An 18,704-nucleotide genomic window follows, 5' to 3' on the forward strand; every position below is an offset into this window, starting at 1 on the left:
CCTTATAACAAATGTTCTTTATAACGACACTTTTGATTATAGAAACGATTTTATCTTTTCTTATTTTATCCTCATAGTAAAGATTAATGCTACTAATATGTAAAAAACCTCCATTTGAAAATCAAATGGAGGTTTTAAGCCTAAATAATCTAAATTATTTTAAATATTTATGGTCTTTCGTCTACTAGTTGAATAACTAAATTATCTAGATAGATATCTGACCAATTGTCCCATGCAGCTAATTGTCTTATTTTAAAATTATTATAAATTGCATTGGTTCCTGTATTAAATACAACCTCTTCATCAAACCAAGTATTAAGATTTGATGGATCCGTTATATCTCTATTGAACGCAAAATTTTCTTTAGAACCTCCAGATTGTATTCTAACGAGACTATTACCTGTTTTAGTAGATGTAATAGCAGCATCATCCGTAATATATTTCTTAAACTTAATTCTATACTCCGTATTAGATGTTAATGAATATTCATTTACAGACTCAATCATTGCATTATTATTGTTAAACACTTGCAAATGCATTGCTTTACCTGTTGCAGAGCTAAGTGAAGGAGTTACTGTTTCTGCATTCGCATCTGCTATAGTACTAAGTCTTATCCAGTCAACACCAAAATCTGTTTCATACATCCCAATATCTCCAAGAATGTTATTATCATCATAATCAACTGTTACAGCCCCAAATGCGTCTATTAATCCACCTCCAGCAGAAGTTAGATCACTTGTTCCATCACTAGAAATTGTAATAAGATCATCTCTATATAATTCAACATCTAATTTAAATCTCAATATTTTAGAATTATTAGAATCTACAGATATAGAGGTAATATTAACAGGAATATCTACTCCTGCTCCTAATTTACTGGTTACCGTAACTGTAAATCCTTTAGAAATATCAGCAACTTGATCTATACTATCCTCACTCATATTCTGACTAAACAAAACTAATAATTCATCAGTATCAAAATCTTTTGTAACATTTTGTTTTTGCTGAACAGGAGAAGGTACATAAACCTCAATTGGTTCATCAGTAAAAGTTTGTAGCACACGTTCATCTAAAGACATTAAAGTTGTTCCAGTATAGGATACTGTAACAGTTTTACTTGCATCTGCTGGTACCAAATCTGTTGTTAAACTAAGTACAATTCTACCTATTGGGTTACCATTAAGAGACGCATTGGTTATAGACACAGATTCAACAGGAATCACAGTTCCATCTACCTTAACAGTAAAGTCTGCTGAAAGATCTTCATCAATAGCTGCTAAACGAGAACTAATTGGTATCATAATACGATTATCATCTGTCTCAACAATATCTTCCCCGTCAATTAACATTAAATCTTCTGCTAAAGAAACTACCGTAAATATTGTAGGAATATCATACGTATCTGAGCTTGCACCTAAATCATCATCTCTAGTTCTAGTAGATTGTAATTCTAACTGGTATTCGCCAAGTTTTGTAAATGTTAAAGTATCAACTACTCTTTGTGTAAAATCACCTTCTCTATCAAAATTAATCGTATTAGAATACGTACGGTCTTCTTCATTCTCTTCTAGAGTATGTAATCTCCATTTAGTTGCTTCTGGACGCGCATTATTATCTAATGAAAGCGCACTAAGGTCTTCTAAAATAATTTTATCACCATACTGAACAGTCATAGTAGCTGTATTTAGATGATCTAAAATAGTTTCATCTAAATATCTTAATTCTGGTTTAGCTACAACAGTATCATATACATCTATTAAATAAGTATATTCTGCAACCCATTTACCATCCATTCTCTCTGTTCTAATTGTGTCCGGAACAGGAAGCCCATCTGCGTAATCTATATAAAATTCAAACTCAGTAGAATCTTTAAACACACCATAGTACTTTACCTCCGTTAGAGAATCTCCTTTTTTAAACATTACATGTACTGTTTGATCCGTAGAAACAGTGTCTCCAGCATTTATAATGTACTCATCGTGGTTTGGTAAATTATTAGGAATTGGTCCTTGCAAGAAAAAAGCTCCTTCAGGAATAGTCCACTTACGATCTAAAGTACCCTGAGAGATATCTAAAAAGGAAAAGAATTTATTTACCTCAGCTCGCATATTGGTTGTATTTACTCCTGCGGATGTTAAGATATATAGATCTGAAACTTCTTCTCCAGGAGATTCATAATCCTGACTATTACATCCTATAAAGAAGAATAGCAACGTCAATACGTATAATATATTTTTTATGATTTTCATATTTAATAAATTTTATTCTTTTATTATTTGTTCCAATTTAAATTTGCATTTCTCTCATCTTGTGGAATAGGATAATAAGCATTTAGACTTTCAACGAAATTTTGAGAAGCTAAAAGACAATCTCTCAATGTTGGTTCTTTAGAAAATCCATTACCTTGATTTATTAATTTCCCTGGCTTAATAAGTGTGTACGTTGGCACCTCACCTGTAGGCAAAATATAACTTCTATATCTATGATTGTGTTTCCCATTAAGATTTTTTCTGTAATTCCATGAATCATATTCAAATTGTGCTAAGTAAACCAAACGCTCTTTCCAAACACCCCATCTTCTTAAATCTACAGTTCTTTGCCCTTCTAAACATAATTCTAAAGGCTTTTCTACAAAACGTAAATGGTCCATTAAGTTTTCTAAAGTTACTGCTTCTTCACCGTTACTGTCATCTAAATCAATATCGTTTAAATACGTAGCTTGTCCTGCAAACTCTGCTTCATTTCCTAATAAATATAAATGAGAACGTTTTCTAATTTTATTGATATACAATAAAGCTTCAGATAAATTTCCTTTTTCAATCATACATTCTGCATACAATAAATAAATTTCTGCCAAACGAATAACAGGAATGTTAAGTTCAGATTTCCCTCTGTATTCTGTATCTTCTAGTTCACCCTTTCCTCCATTAGGAACATTCCAACTTGTAAATTTTTTCCAAATAGAAGTATTCGATTTAGAATGTGGACTTGCATCTGAATCATTACCGAATTCTCCTGAAGTAACACCATACATAGGTGAATCTGGTTCATCTACAATTGATATTGTACTTGCCATACGTTTACTATATTTTCTTAGTACATTTTCATCAAAAACTGGGTTATCGTCTGCATCTACTACTTGCTTTCCTGTAGCTGGGTCCCATTGAGGTCTATCTACGTAATTTGCAGGATCTGAAGGATCTGGTCTTTCTGCTCTAAATGCTAAGTTTAACCATGATGACATAACGTGATCATTAGAGTTATGCAAACGAGATGTAACTCTTTGAGACAAATCTTGTTCATCCGAACCTAAAAGATTCGCTAAACTGTAGTTTACTTCAAATATAGACTCTGAATTAAACTCTTCGATACCTGTTAAACACTTCTCTAAATCATCTACCAAAGCGTAGTCATAATTGTCGATAACATTTTTTAAATATAATTCTGCGTTTACAAAATCATTGTCATTTATATAACTTTTAGCTATAAGTGCCTCACAAGCTCCACCAGTAATACGTCCTAAATTTCCAGCACCAACTTCTGATCTCCATAAATTGTAGGTTCCTGGTAAATTTTCCATTCCGTACTTTAAATCTTCTCTATAAAAAGCTTTAATTTCTTCTGAAGTAGAAAAAGTTTTCTGAAAATCATCAAATGCCTTAGGAACTGTACTATATAATGGCAACGAACCTTCATTATAAGAGCTATGTAATACATAATAAAAATATCCTCTTAAAGCTCTAGCTTGCGCTTCTAAAAGAACACCATTAGCTACACTTTTTTCTCCATTAAAAGTCGGTTTTAATCTAGCATAAGCATCTAAAACTTGATTTGCTCTAAAGATACCTTTAAAACAAGCATCCCATTTATCTTGCACTTCATTGGTTGTTAAATCAAATGTTTGATCGTAAATAGGGTTTCCTGTGGTATTATTTCTAAAATTTCTAGGTGTAGCAATATCTGTACGCATAGGTTCTGTTAGTATGCCTTGAATATCCTCATTTCTTAATGCTGCATACGTAGCATTTAAACCTGCATCTAAATCTGCAGAATTTTTCCAAAAACTACTTGTTGTTAAGGCATTTGGATTTACTTGATCTAGTTCACTAGAACAGGCTTGAAATATAAACACAAGCCCTAATAGAGGAACTATTCTCTTTATAAGTGTATTTTTCATCTTTAAGTTTGTTTTTATGGTTTTTATCTTTACTATCTTCATCTCTTTCGTTTTAAATTAAAATTGAAGTTGAAGACCTAATTTGTATTGAGAAGATACTGGGTATCTACCTCTATCAATACCCCTAGTACTTAAACCATTACCACCTACCTCTGGATCGAAACCTGTGTATTCGGTAAATGTTAAAAGGTTTTGTCCTTGTACATAAATTCTAAATTTACTAAGACCTATACTTTTTAAAGCTTTTTTAGATAAAGAATATCCTATAGCAACGTTACGTAATCTAACAAAATCTCCATCTTCTAAGAAGTAACTAGACCCACCTCTATAAGATGTACTATTGTTACCATTATGCCAAGGTATATCTGCTTCTGTATTTACCTCTGTCCAAGAATGAACCAAGTCTCTATGTACGCCACGTTGGTATGCATATGCTTTAGTACCATTCATTACTTTTCCTCCGAAAGCACCATACCATTGCATAGAAAGATCGAACCCTTTATAATCTGCAGTAAGGTTTAATCCTCCCTCCCAGTCTGGAGTACCACTTCCTGAATACACTTTATCATCATCATTAATTTCCCCATCACCTTTATCAGGAATACCATCACCATTTGTATCTACAGTTAGTTGATCAATATACATAAATTCTCCCATTTGTGCACCTGGACTAATTTTCTTATATTCTTCTAATTGTTCTTGTGTTTTAATAACACCATCTGTTTCTCTTAAGAAAAATGCAGCTGCTTCATATCCTTCTTTAAGTACACTTACCAATTCTCTTGTACCTCCTGTAGAAATATAACTATTATCTAAACGAACAATAGGGTTATTATCTGCTGTTTTTGTTACCACATTATCATTACTAGTATATGTACCAGACACAGACCAGTTTAAACCAGAGTTTCTACCTCTATGTTTATAATTTGCAGCATACTCAATACCTGAGTTTCTCATGTTTCCTATATTGAACACTGTACTACGATAATTACCAGAAACACCCGAAGAAGGAGAGTTTACAACTGGATATAATAAATCTTTTATTTCACTTCTATAAAAGTCTGAACTAAGTGTTAACTTGTTCTTAAAAAGTCCTAAATCAAAACCAAAATTTGTCTCTACTTTCGTTTCCCATCTTAAATCTGCATTCGCATATTCTAATTGAGTGGTTCCTAAAGCAGTAGTTTCTCCAGAAGGATTTGCTAAGTCTGAAGACGCATTTTTAGTTCCAAAAATATAATTTGCTCCAGGCTCTACTACAGATTGATTGCTATATAATGCAAATCTATCATTACCAGTAGTACCAACACCTGCTCTAAATTTAAATGAATTTACCACACTTTTCATAGGATCCCAAAAGTTCTCATCAGAGATATTCCAACCTACAGAAGCAGAAGGAAAGAATCCCCATTTTTTTCCATCACTAAACATAGAAGAACCATCATATCTACCACTAGCACTAATAAGGTATTTACCATCAAAATTATAGTTTACCCTTGCAATGTTTCCTATTAATGTTCTTGTATAGTCTCTACCACCAGATTCAATATTATAATCTATCTCATAATTATCTATCACTGTAATAGCAGAGTTTATATTATTTCTAACTTCTAAACTTAATCTTTCTTGTGTAGATCTCTCAAAAGAGGTACCTAACAATAAGTTTAAACTATGCTTACCAAATTTTTTATTATAGTTAAGAAATTCTTCTGATGTTAATTTAGAATTATCTGTTACCACTACTCTATGAGAAGTAATCGCCGATGGGTTCGTAATTAAATCACCATTTGTGTTAAAAATGTCAAACCTTGGTGCTATCTTAGTTTCTTTTCTATTAGAATATGTTGCTCCTAATCTAGCTGTAGCTTTTAAAGCTTTTGTTATGTTATACTCAACTTGAATATTACCTGTAGTAATGTTTGTATTATGCTTTTCTTCTGTTTTAAAAGCTCTAATATTATTCGCATTCTGTCTAGCATCATTTAATCTCCAATCATTATCAGGATCATCTGTACCAACTTCTGTAGCATTAGGTAATGATGAATCATCTAAATCAATAAGAGGTCTAAATACTTTATAATCAAATATTCTACTTACCATATTAGATAAAGGAACTAATTTTTGATCTCTTCTAAAATTTATTCCTGTAACAAACTTCCATTTCCCAGTAACAAATTGTGTATTAGCACGAATATTAAAACGATCTAAATTTGAATTGTAAACGACTCCTTTTTGTCCAAAATAATTCATATTTAAGCTATAAGTTAACCCTGCTTTTCCTCCAGATAAGTTTACTGAATGATTCTGAATAGCAGCATTATCATTTAATAAAACTTGTTTAATATCTGTATCATTAGTTAAGTAAGATCTATTTCTAGTGATTTCATACTCTACTCCTCCTTTTACTTTACGACTATTTATATATGCTTTAGTAAGATTAAAATAGCTAATCTGAGCAGTAGACATTGTATGAAACTGAGATGTTATGTTTTGTATACCATACTCAGTGTTTACACGAATATTCATTTGCCCTTCTTTACCTTTTTTTGTTGTAATTAAGATAACACCACCAGCACCACGTGTACCATATATAGAAGCAGAAGCTGCATCTTTTAAAACATCTACACTTTCAATTTCACTAATACTTAATCCAGGATCAGAATCAAAAGGAATACCATCTACTACAAACAAAGGTCCGTTTTGTCCGTCTAAAAGAGAACTAAAACCACGAATTAAAATATTAGATCCTTCTCCAGGCGCTCCAGAACTCGCTGTAACATTTACACCAGAAATCTGCCCTTGTAAAGCTGAACCAATATCTGCTGTTGTTGTTTTAGCTAAATCCTCTGCTTTTACTTGAACTACAGCACCAGTAACTTCTTTCTTTTTCTGAGTTCCATAACCAACAACAATAATTTCATCTAAAGCAGCTACGTCTGGTTCTAAAGAAACGTTTATGTTTTTATTGCTACCTATTTTTACTTCTTTTGAAGCAAAACCTAGATATGAAAAAACTAAAATCTTTCCTGGATTAACTTTTAGAACATAATTACCATCAAAATCTGTAACTGTTCCATTTTTTGCACCTTTAACGGCAACACTTGCTCCTGGCAGTGGATCTCCGCTTCCCGATACGACTCCTTTTACGGTTACTTTTTGTGCATGCACTGCGCTAATGCTTAAAAGTAATGTAAAAACTAAAATGACCGATTGAAATCGGAACTTCTTGAATTCTTTATTTTCAAGTAAATTAATTTTCATGTTTTTCTATTTTTGGGTTTATACTAAGCAAATATCAATTTATTGTACCCATTTAAAGGCTACAGATGTTCTATATGAGGAAACATATCGACTCTTTTAAAACAATAAAAACAACAACAAAACACTGTAAAACAGCGAATTAAACAAATACACAACTATTACCGTTATATAATTTTTATTAATTTAGTATAAAAAAATGTTAATACTGTATAGTTTGCAATGATAATCATTCTTAAAGTATTGTTAATTTTAAATTTAGGTTTTCAAAAAAAAAGTGGCTACAATTATCATTGTAGCCACTTAAAAAATTAAAATAAAATACTATTATTTTACATAATTTTAAATGTAAAAGCATGTTTTCCTATTTTGTTTTCTGGAAGTTTAATAGTAAGACCATCTTCATTTCTTACAAAACTTAAATTCTTACCATTACCTCCTAACAATTGTATTGAAGTTATTTCTTTAGGGAACAAGCCATTTCCCTTTTTTAAAGAATGAATCGTAAATTCTTTTCCTTCTGGCCAATCTAAAACAATAGCATATAAAGTTGCACCTTTAGTTGTAAAACGAATATCATCTGCTGTATTGTCTGCATTTTTTTGTTCACTTAAATGCCCTTCTACTACTTTAGAACTTCCTTCGCCATAAATATCAAAAGTTCTTGTACCATAGATAGCTTCTCCATTTACTTTTAACCATTCTCCCATTTCTAATAAACGTTCTTTTACAGGCTCCGGAATTTCTCCGTTTGCTTTAGGCGTAATATTTAACAATACCGCTCCATTTTTACTAACAACATCTACTAAAAAATCTATTAATCTATTTGTTGATTTATAATTAGGATTTTTAATATGCGACCATGAGTTCCAATCGATAGAGTCATCTGTAAGCCAAGGAAAATCTTGTTTTTCACTCATTCTTGCTCGTTCTAAATCTAAGACTGCCGATCCTTTAGCAAAATCTTCAAATTTGTAGGTAGAAACTACTTCTTGGTTATTTTTATCTGCATGATTGTAATAATATTCTAAAAATTCTTTTCGGTGATCTTCTGCAATAATGTCTACTTTATTATCAAACCAAACCATGTCTGGCTCATATTTGTCTACAATCTCTTTTAAACGATTTAACCATTGATCATTAAATTCTTTACCTGCTAATGGGTAATACGTATCTCCGTTACGGTTCTTTCTACTAGGAAATTTAAAATCTCCTCTGTTTACTTTTGGTCCATACAAACCTGCAAATTCAGGGTTTGATGCATCTGTAGTTTCATCCCAAGTAGGAAACCAACCATATAACCATTGTCTATGGAAAGTAGCAATAAATTTCATATCTCGTTTTCTAATTTCTTTAGACAACTCACCCATTACATCTCGTTTAGGTCCCATTTCTTTAGCATCCCATTTGGTTAAATCGCTATCCCACATGGCAAAACCATCTGCATGTTCAGATACTGGACCTGCAAATTTAGCTCCGGCCTTTTGAAACAAATCTGCCCATTCTGCGGCATCAAATTTTTCTGCAGTAAACATGGGAATAAAATCTTTGTATCCAAATTTATCTAATGTTCCATACGTTGCTACATGGTGTTTATAAAAATCACTTGCCTCACCATTTTTAGCCTCCGGATTGTCTTTGTTTACATACATCCAATGTGCATACCACTCATTCTTATATTCCGGAACAGAATAAGGGCCCCAATGACAGTAAATTCCGAATTTTGCATCTAAAAACCATTCAGGAGTTTTGTGTTGTTTTAAAGATTCCCAATTTGCAGTATACTTTGGCTCTTTTATTTCTTTGTTTTCTTTGGTTTTACAAGAAATTACAAAAACGAATACTATAATCCAATATTTTTTCATCATTACTCTTCTTTAAATTTTAATAATCAAATTCTATAACATTAATCGTATTATTCAAAAAAAAACCACATATAGCAGTCTTTTTTTGGATATTAAATTCACTATTTTACTTTACTTCCTATTTTGCTCCCTCTGTAAAAGAACCATGTTGCTTTTTATTAATGGTTGTAAACCTTCTTATATATTGATAATCAGAATTTTTATATTCATGAGTCAATCCCCATCTTAAAATTTCTGTTGGCTCCTTTTCATTATCTGCTGTTCTATTTAAACCAATGGCATGTGGTGCATCTTTTACAGCTCCTCTAACTTCAAAATTAATTCCATCTGGAGACCATTGTACCGTATTTCTCTCTGGCCCATCTGTAGTAATAAGTGACGCAATACCTCCATTATATTTCCAAACACAGATTTCATGTCCACTATTAGAAATAGGATTGTAAAGCGATTTTACATAAGGCCCTTTAGGATTATCTGCAATAGCAACTCCATGTCTTATTTGACGACCCCCAAATGTAAATTGCTCTCCCATTTGTTCTCCTTTATAATACAAGTAAAATTTCCCTTTAAAAGGGATAATACAAGGATCATGTACTTTATGGCTATCAAAGTCTCCTTTTTTAGCAACAGAAAAACGGTCTTGTAAATCATCACCTATCCAAACACCATTATCTGCAGGACTTAAAATTGGTTCTTTACTTTTTGTCCAAGGGCCATTTGGCGATGTAGACCAAGCTAAACCTACTTGATTTTTCACTCTTTTATTGTAAGGTGATTTTACAGTTTGATAGCATAAATAATACATCCCTTCATTTTCCATAATTTCTACAGTAAAAACAGAACGATCATCATAACTTCCTTTTTCTCCTCGTTTTACAGCAACTCCTTCTTCTTTCCAAGTAATTCCATCTTTTGAGGTTGCATACCAAATATCACATCTATCCCAAGGAAAAACTTTTACTTTTTCTATATCACCAACAAACCCCTGAGTTGGCCCAGTACTTTTTGTATACCAAGTATAGTATTTTCCATCATGCTTTATAATTCCACTTGGATCTCTTCTAACAACACCTTCTTCATATGCCAAGTCTCCTTTTAAATCTTGAATCTGATATTCAAAATACCAATCATTTGTAGCCTCTTTAGGCCAATTTAAAGCCCTTTTAGATGCTGCACTTAAATGTTCTTTATCAGTAATTCCTAAATAATCTTGTTGTTCATCAGTAATTTCCATATCCTTTACTTTTTGTCCAGTTATTTTTTCTTTAGTATTACAAGAAACCATGATTAGGCAAAAACTAACTAGTAGTATTTTTATTTTCATTTTTTATTATTTTTCTTTTTATACAATTCTTCAATAGTCCAATACGTATCTCTTTCCTTAATTTCTTTTTTCTTTTTAAAGTTATCAAATTTCCAACGCAATATTGGACCCGCATCATTCAATTCACTTCTAACATATGTTAAAACACTAGAAAGCCATTCTGAATCTTGATGTTTCATACCGGCCATAACACCCGCATACTCTTTACCATCAATAGGCCCCGTTAAACCATCTAATAATATTTTAATTGCTATTTCTGGATTACCAGTAACACGAGGAGATCCCACCAAAGATGGCGCAACACCTTCAATTCCCTTACCATTTACACCATGACAAGCCATACAAATTGTATTAAAGTTTTTATATCCTTGAACAATAGCATTTCTAACCTGGCTGCTCTTTAAAATATGTTTTTTCTTTAATTGCTCAATAACCGGTGGTACATCTTTTAAGGTTTCTGTACCAATAATTGAAACGACTTCGTTTGTAGGATTGTTTTTAATAATATCTTTAATAACAGCTTTCGTTTTTGCATTTTTATTTGTTCCAAATGAACGAATAACTTGTAACGGAACTTCTACATCTGCATCTGTTTTTAAAGCGGATACAGCATCAAAAATATTTTGATTCCCCTTACTTAAAAAAGGTTCACTAATTCTTATTGCAGCTCTTTTTACTCTAGAATCTTCATCTTTTAAGGCTACAATAAGTATATTTTCATCAATAGCATCTAAACCTTCAAGTGTCCAAAGTGCATGCATTCTACCCAAAGCAGACGCTCCGTTTTTTACTTTTTTCTGCAAAGCAGGAATAATCGCTTTATCTCCTTTTAAAATAATTAACTTCTGAGCATTCATTCTGTGCCAACCATTATCATTATCTAAAAATGGCAATAATTCTGTTGGTGATTTATCTAATAATTTCACTTTTTTAGAAGGCGTAATTTCATCATGAACAATTCTATAAATTCTACCTTTTCCAATATTTTTATCAAGTCCTAATTTTTCTACAACAGGACGTAAAAAACTTCCTTTTCTAACCCAATTTCCTTCCTGAATAATACCACGATACATATCTACAACATACAAACAACCATCAGGTCCTGTTTTTGTGTCTACAGGTCTAAAGTTTGCATCTGTAGAAGCTAAAAACTCTGTTTCGTGATACGGATTACTTAACACCGTTTTTCCGTTAATGTGTTCCACTTTTGCTCTTCGGATTAATCTTCCAACTGGTTCGGGAATAAATAAATCTCCATAAAGAGGAAGTTTATCACCTAAAAATACACCTTGACCACAACTTGCCGTAAAATGATTTAAAGTACCATCTTCTCGCAATCTTTTAGGTCCACCTTGCACATCTGGTGTTCCTATAATAGGCCAAACAGCCTCAAAACCTTCTTGTTTTTGCCCTTCTAATTCTAAATTACCATAGGTAGGATGCTGCTGAAAACCTAAAGATGAGTTTTCTCCACCCGCACTTGAATAATACAATTGACCAACTTCATCTTGTGTTAATCCCCATTGACCATTTGGTGCATCTCTTAAAGTATCCGTTTCTATTTTTCCACGGGTAAATCTATATCTAATAGCATCTCTAGATAAATACATCCAGTTATCTATACTCCATAAAATACTTGCAGATTGATGCTCTAAATTAGCATTATCTCTTTTATTACTTTTTAATAATAATATTTTTTCATCTGCAACATTATCTCCATCGGTATCTCTATAACTCCAGATATCTCTATTGTAAGTTTCACCAACAATTAAACGATCATCTAGCGGTTTTATAATTCTAGGTAAGATAATACTATCAATAAAAACAGTGCTTTTATCCATTTTACCATCATTATCTAGATCTTCTAAAACCGAAATTCTACTCCAAGGTTTATTTTCATCTGTTCCATCTACATCTTGCATATAGGTAAGCATTTCTGCTACATAAAGCTTTCCGTTTGCATCCCATTCCATTACTACTGGTTCGTTTATCATAGGTTCGCTTGCAACCAATTCCATGTGATACCCTTCTGGTAAATGCATGGTTTTGATACTTTCTTCTGGAGAAAGAAATTTTACTTCGGGAATTTTAACAATAGCTGGTTTCTTATAAATTATATCTGAATATGTTTTTGTTTTTGTCTCAGTACAACTAGCTAGAAGACATGCAAAACTTACTGCTATTAAAAATGAAAAATTAGAATTCGAAAAAGGTTTATTCATTGGTTAGTTGGTTTTATTCTCGCAAGATATTGAATACATTACGAAATATACAAGCGATTTATTCCGAATAAAACAACAAATGGTTTAAAAGAAGTTTATTATTGATAATTTTTACTCAAACCCTCTTGTTTTTATCGTATCCGTTTTACTCTCGTATTCCTTTTTATTTGCTCCTATTATTTGATCAAAAAACCTTAGATAATTTCCATAAGAATATTCACTATTTCTATTTCTAATCTCTTCACCCATTTGTTTAAATTTAGCAGCATCACCTCTTTGGTCTCCAATTAAAAACATATAATTATTTGAAGATAAAACGTCTCCATTTGCATCAGTAAGTTCAACATCAACATAGAAATTCTTTTTCACCTTTTTAAGAACCTTTGCTTCAATTTCTAAAAATTGTTTCGAACTATTTTCTTCAATCTTTTTAACATCAAAAGAAGATTTTTTCAACACTTTCTTATCATCATCTAAAATTGAATAGGAAACTTTACAATTTTTATATGATTTATATAAATCGTTCACAATCCAAAACTGACCTTTAAATGTTTCTGAATTCAACCATCTACGTTTTGCAAAATTCAAATTAACCAGTACTGGTTGATATGCCGTTTTTACAAATTCAAAAGAACGTTTTGGTTGCAAATAACTATCAATAATTCCCCATTTCATATCTGGCCAATAGGTAATAAAGTGACATAATGCAATTCCACTTGTTTTGGGTTTATTTCTTCTGAAGTGTTCTATAGACAATTGAAAAATTATACCCTGAGCATCTTGAGTTGCATCTACAAATTCTTGTAAAGAACCTTTTTTCTCGTCTCCAAAAGTATCAAAATTCTGAATTCTTAATCGATCTAAATCAGCCCAATGATGTCCCCAACTTGGTCCTGGAGGCCATAATTCATCTTTAGGAATAAATTTCTTTAAACTTTCTACATTCGGAACTGATGTAATTGCCAATTCTGGAACAATCGGATAATCTAGACTTTTAAACCATTCTTCCATAGGCTTTTTACCCATTCCATAAAAATAACCTAAAGCATGCACTGCTTCTTTTGGTTTAAAACCTGCTTCTAGCGAAGGATCATTCGTTAAAGGAGAGTCTGGAACATATGGTAAATCAACCATCTTTTGGTATCTTTCTCCTAAAGTTTCCAAGAATTTTCTTGCATACACAGGATCACTTGCTCTTAGTAACATTTCTTCTCCACCTTCCATCATAATTAACGACGGATTGTTTCTTCTGTTTTTAACTACATTTTCTCCTTCTTGAAAAATACGCTCTAACAATTCTGGATCATTAGGAATATTCCCTGTTCCTAACGGAATCATATCTTGCCAAACTGTAATTCCTTGCTCATTACATAACTTGTAAAACAATGGAATTTCTGGTGGATGCCATCCAAAAATACGAATGTTATTCATATTCGCTTCTTTGGCTAATGCTATTAACTTTCTATACTTTTCTTCTGAAGTTCTACCTACAAAAATATCTGGCGGTCCTCCCCAACAAGCAGAACGAATAAAAATTTTCTTTCCATTAATCATTGTTGTTCTTGGAAAAGAAACTTCATCTCTAGAAAACCCAGGATTCCAAGCCATTTCAACTTTACGTAAACCATACGTAATTTCTTTAAAATCTTGATTTATTTTACCTTCATCTAAAGAAACTTTTGCTTCATATAAGTTCGGTTTTCCTAAATCCCAAGGCCACCAAAGTTGAGGATTCTCTACTTCAATCTCCTTTTTTATTATTTGTTTACCTGGCTGCAATAACTTCTTAAAACGAACGGTTTGCTGTTTGCCATCAAAGTTTTGACCTTTAAAAGATATTGTAATATTCTTTTCTTTTGCTACTTTTTCCGTATTCTCAACTTCAATTTCAAAAGTTACAGATGCTTTCTTTTCATTTGTAACATTTGGTTTTGCATACACATCTAATATTCTAGATTTACCAGTAAAAACCAAATCAATTGAACCTGTTATACCAAACGGAATTAAATCTCTCCAATAATCACCAAACCAAGGTGTTTTTAACCCTGCAACTTTAGCGTTTACCTGCGGAGGTGGTGCCAATCTAATCACCAACATATTAGTTGCTTTCAACCAATGCTTATTCGTTAAAATAGCTTCATTTACATCAAAAGAAAAAGAAGAAAACGAGCCTTTATGACTACCAATAAAATGACCATTCAACCAAATATCACATTCGTGATCTATTGATTGAAAATCTAAACGAGCAACTTTATCCGTTAAATCTTGATTTACTTTAAATTGAATGGAGTACCACCATTCGTATTGCATAACCCATTGTGCCTTTACACTATTTCTACCAAAGTAAGGATCTTCAATAGCTCCCACTTTCCATAAATCGGTATACACATCTCCCGGAACTTTTGCAGGGTTCCAAACTAAGGTTTCAATATCACCTGGAGGCAATTCATTAAGCCCCGCTTTTACACCTTCACCCGGTAGCATCATTTTCATTTTCCATCTATAACTATCTAAACTAGTTATTTGCTGGCTATTATCATTGTGATTACTTATAGTACTTGGTTGTGCAAATACATATATTGAACTTAGACAAAAGACTAAGATACAAATTGCTTTTTTCATTATATTTTTTTTATAAACTATTACTGTAAGCCACTATTAGAATTCCAACTACCATACAAGTTAAGCCAAAATATAAAGATCCTTTTGCCTTGCCAGATGCATTTACCCATTCTTTAGTAATTAAACCACTTATAATAGCAGTTACAACGCAGGCCGTGTTAAAAATAGCATAACCTACACTACCACCAGTTTCTCCTAATTTAAAAGCAGCATATGCAAATATTGAAGACGCCGCAAAATTGAAGACGCCCATTACGGTAGTAAGCATAATATTTTTACCTAAATGAGGTGTTTTAAACTTACCCCACAATTTTTTAGCTGTTAATTGCTGTGCAAAATAGATTGCAATAGCAACACCACCGGCCATATAAATTACATACATAACAGCAATGGCACTTTTCCATGACTCATTTCCTTGTGCTTGAGAAGCTGCATCAATAATTTGCGCTCCAGCTGCATTGGCATAACTAAAACCTGTAGCTAATAAACCACCAACAACTGCAATTATAATACCCGTAATTACAGAACCACCTTTCTTTTCTCCGGATTCTGCATTTTTTTGCTCATCTTTTTGACGTAAAATACCTGCTCTACCATTGGCCATTACACCAACCAAAACAACAGCTAAACCTCCAAGAATTGTTAAAAATATATTTGTTTCTGGTAAACCTGTTTGTATAAAAGGCAAAAGAGAACCTACTAATATTACCGTACCTATAAAAATCGAAAATCCTAAAGATAAACCGATGTAATTAATTGCTTTTCCCCACATCATAGCACCAATACCCCAAAGAACACTACAAACAATCATGGTTAATAAAACGTCTGTTGGTATCGCTCCTAAAACATCAGAAAAACCATCTATTAAAAGAAATGCAGCAACATTTGGTACTACAAAAGTATTAATGGCAAAGAACATACTCCACGTATTTTCAAATTCAAAATCTTTTGTAAATTTTTCTGGTAATGCATACAATCCTAATAATAATCCTGCTAGAATAGCAAATAGAACACCTGTTATCATAAAATAATCGTTTAAGTTTAGTTAATATTTTTTATTCAAATTGAAAGTATTACCACCCAAATTTAAAGATGGTAGTACTTTTAAATTCATCTCCTGATTTTGTAATCGATTTTGGCGAATTTTTAATATTTGGGCCATTTTGATATCTGTGTGTTTCACAACAAAAACCTTTATATTTTCCATATTGCTCACCATTTTCCCTTTTTATTTCATCTGATGTATATTTACCTGTATACAACAACATACAAGGTTCTGTAGATGATACTGTTAATGATCGTCCAGATATTTCTGAAGTAATTTGAGCCACTTCTTTCAATTTAAAATTAGCGTCTTCAAATACATAAAAATGTTCGAATCCATCTCCTAATTCTTTGTGTACATCTCCAATTATTTTTCCTTCGGATAAATCATCTGCTTCTCCAGAAATTGCTGCTATTTCCCCAGTTGCTGCTCCAGTTTCATCCATTACAAGTCTTTTTGTTGTATGAACTTTTGCGTGATGATTTTCTACCGTTGATGAAAAAGCATTCAGATTAAAATACGTATGATTTGTTAATGACAGAGGCGTATCTTGATCTGGCGTAGCACTATAATCAATCCTTAATTCATTATCATTTGTTAACGTAAAAGTGACAGAAACTTCTACATTCCCTGGAAAACCTTCTTCTAAATCTCGGCTATATAAAGACATAATTACACTATCTCCCTCAGCTTCTCCATGCCAAACTTTTTTATCAAAACCAACAGCACCTCCGTGTAAATTATTATCTCCACAGTTATTTGTTAATTGATATTCTTTACCATTTAAATTAAATTTCGAATCTTTAATCTGAGAGCAGTATCTACCAATAGTTCCTCCAAAATAAGGTGAGTTTTCTAAATATTTTTTATCAAAATATCCATCTAAAGTATCAAAACCACAAGCGATATTTTGTATATCTCCATTCTTATTGGGCACTAAAATTTTAGTTATAGTTGCACCAAAGTTTGTAATACTAACTTCAACTCCATTCTCATTTTTTAAAGTAAATTCTTCGATAGGTTCACTTTTATATTTTCCAAACTTTGAAATCTCTACGCTCATTTAAGATGTGTTTTTAATTAATGACTAATTATTTTTCTTCGAATTCAGCTAATTTTTCCCAATCAAAAATAACTCCAACTCCTGGGTAATCTGGCGCTACTGCTCTGTAATTCTCTACCACTAAAGGTCTAGTTGTATATTCATCAATAGGAAAACTATGCACTTCTAACCAACCTGAGTTTGGTTGCGCAGAAACTAAACTTACGTGTAATTCTTGCATTCCGTGAGAACATGCTGGTATGTTATGCTTATCTGCTAATCTTGCAGCTGCCAACCAACCTGTAACTCCTCCACAATTAGAAGCATCTGGTTGCACAAAAGATAATTTAGCTTGGTCCATTGCATATTCAAATTCATGAATCGTATGTAAATTTTCTCCCATAGCTAATGGAAATCCTGTTTTGTCAACTATTTCTCCAAATCCTTTGTAATTATCCGGAATAATAGGCTCCTCAAACCAGGTAATATTATGTTCTTTAAAACCTTCTATCGCTTTAATCGCTTTTTCTACCGTCATAGAATAATTGGCATCTACCATAAAAGTAACATCTGGACCAATATATTCTCTCACTGCTTTTATTCTGTCTAAATCTTCTTGTAAATTTTCTCTACCGATTTTAATCTTAACAGCATTGAATCCTCTTTCTAGGTAACTTTTCATGTTTCCTAAAAGTTTTTCTATTGGAAACATTAAATCGATTCCACCACAATATGCTTTACAAGTATTTCCTGCTCCACCAGCCATTTCCCAAAGTGGTTTATTCGCTTTTTTACAACGGATATCCCAAAGAGCAATATCTACGGCAGAAATTGCGAAAGAGGCAATACCTCCACGACCAACATAATGTACATGCCATTCTAAAAAGTCGTAAATAGATTCAATATCTGTTCCGTCTTTACCAATTAAAACGTTTGTAAAATCGTGTTCTACCATCGCCTTTATGGCAAATCCTCCTTTACCACCAGTGTATGTATATCCGGTTCCTTCACTTCCATCTTCTAAAGTAACAGTAACGGTTACCAATTCAAAATGATAATGATCTCCATGTTTTGCATCCGACATTACCTCTGGTAATGGAACTGTAAATAACTGGGTTTTTATATTGGCTATTTTTGTGCTCATCTCTA

10 protein-coding genes are annotated in these 18,704 nt (G+C 32.3%); all 10 read right to left on the reverse strand.

Going from position 1 to position 18,704, the window contains the following annotated elements; genetic code table 11:
- Positions 1-167: 167 nt before the first annotated feature.
- A complete protein-coding gene (locus MPF19_RS10990; protein WP_203393847.1) occupies positions 168-2,249 on the reverse strand; it encodes a hypothetical protein in 2,082 nt (693 codons plus the stop codon).
- Positions 2,250-2,272: 23 nt separating this feature from the next.
- Positions 2,273-4,219, reverse strand: coding sequence for a RagB/SusD family nutrient uptake outer membrane protein (locus tag MPF19_RS10995; protein ID WP_249988268.1), 1,947 nt, complete (start codon positions 4,217-4,219; stop codon positions 2,273-2,275).
- A 15-nt stretch (positions 4,220-4,234) separates the two neighbouring features.
- A complete protein-coding gene (locus tag MPF19_RS11000; protein ID WP_249988269.1) occupies positions 4,235-7,438 on the reverse strand; it encodes a SusC/RagA family TonB-linked outer membrane protein in 3,204 nt (1,067 codons plus the stop codon).
- A gap of 329 nt (positions 7,439-7,767) precedes the next feature.
- A complete protein-coding gene (locus tag MPF19_RS11005) occupies positions 7,768-9,303 on the reverse strand; it encodes an alpha-L-fucosidase (RefSeq protein ID WP_249988270.1) in 1,536 nt (511 codons plus the stop codon).
- Positions 9,304-9,418: 115 nt separating this feature from the next.
- The gene (locus tag MPF19_RS11010) at positions 9,419-10,624 is read right to left on the reverse strand and encodes a glycoside hydrolase family 117 protein (protein ID WP_249988271.1); all 1,206 of its coding nucleotides are present in this window, start codon (positions 10,622-10,624) and stop codon (positions 9,419-9,421) included.
- Positions 10,621-12,846, reverse strand: coding sequence for a DUF7133 domain-containing protein (locus tag MPF19_RS11015; protein WP_249988272.1), 2,226 nt, complete (start codon positions 12,844-12,846; stop codon positions 10,621-10,623). Before MPF19_RS11015 ends, MPF19_RS11010 begins: the two co-directional genes overlap by 4 nt.
- Before the next feature lie 111 nt (positions 12,847-12,957).
- Positions 12,958-15,468, reverse strand: coding sequence for a glycoside hydrolase family 2 protein (locus MPF19_RS11020; RefSeq protein ID WP_203393842.1), 2,511 nt, complete (start codon positions 15,466-15,468; stop codon positions 12,958-12,960).
- A 10-nt stretch (positions 15,469-15,478) separates the two neighbouring features.
- Positions 15,479-16,492 (reverse strand): L-rhamnose/proton symporter RhaT, encoded by a 1,014-nt coding sequence (locus MPF19_RS11025; protein WP_249988273.1) that lies wholly within the window; start codon positions 16,490-16,492, stop codon positions 15,479-15,481.
- A 49-nt stretch (positions 16,493-16,541) separates the two neighbouring features.
- On the reverse strand, positions 16,542-17,576 hold the full coding sequence (locus tag MPF19_RS11030; protein WP_203393840.1) for an aldose epimerase family protein: 1,035 nt from the start codon (positions 17,574-17,576) through the stop codon (positions 16,542-16,544).
- 28 nt (positions 17,577-17,604) lie between these two features.
- Positions 17,605-18,699 carry a mandelate racemase/muconate lactonizing enzyme family protein gene (locus MPF19_RS11035; RefSeq protein WP_249988274.1) on the reverse strand — a complete coding sequence of 365 codons (1,095 nt, stop codon included), beginning with the start codon at positions 18,697-18,699 and terminating at the stop codon, positions 17,605-17,607.
- Positions 18,700-18,704: the final 5 nt, after the last annotated feature.

The organism is Polaribacter sp. Z014 (assembly GCF_023555435.1).
Lineage (GTDB): Bacteria > Bacteroidota > Bacteroidia > Flavobacteriales > Flavobacteriaceae > Polaribacter.

Coding starts and splice junctions, on each gene's coding strand:
- MPF19_RS10990 (WP_203393847.1), bottom strand. CDS start 2,249: ATGAAAATCATAAAAAATATATTATACGTATTGACGTTGCTATTCTTC.
- MPF19_RS11030 (WP_203393840.1), bottom strand. CDS start 17,576: ATGAGCGTAGAGATTTCAAAGTTTGGAAAATATAAAAGTGAACCTATC.
- MPF19_RS11020 (WP_203393842.1), bottom strand. CDS start 15,468: ATGAAAAAAGCAATTTGTATCTTAGTCTTTTGTCTAAGTTCAATATAT.
- MPF19_RS11010 (WP_249988271.1), bottom strand. CDS start 10,624: ATGAAAATAAAAATACTACTAGTTAGTTTTTGCCTAATCATGGTTTCT.
- MPF19_RS11005 (WP_249988270.1), bottom strand. CDS start 9,303: ATGATGAAAAAATATTGGATTATAGTATTCGTTTTTGTAATTTCTTGT.
- MPF19_RS10995 (WP_249988268.1), bottom strand. CDS start 4,219: ATGAAGATAGTAAAGATAAAAACCATAAAAACAAACTTAAAGATGAAA.
- MPF19_RS11000 (WP_249988269.1), bottom strand. CDS start 7,438: ATGAAAATTAATTTACTTGAAAATAAAGAATTCAAGAAGTTCCGATTT.
- MPF19_RS11025 (WP_249988273.1), bottom strand. CDS start 16,492: ATGATAACAGGTGTTCTATTTGCTATTCTAGCAGGATTATTATTAGGA.
- MPF19_RS11015 (WP_249988272.1), bottom strand. CDS start 12,846: ATGAATAAACCTTTTTCGAATTCTAATTTTTCATTTTTAATAGCAGTA.
- MPF19_RS11035 (WP_249988274.1), bottom strand. CDS start 18,699: ATGAGCACAAAAATAGCCAATATAAAAACCCAGTTATTTACAGTTCCA.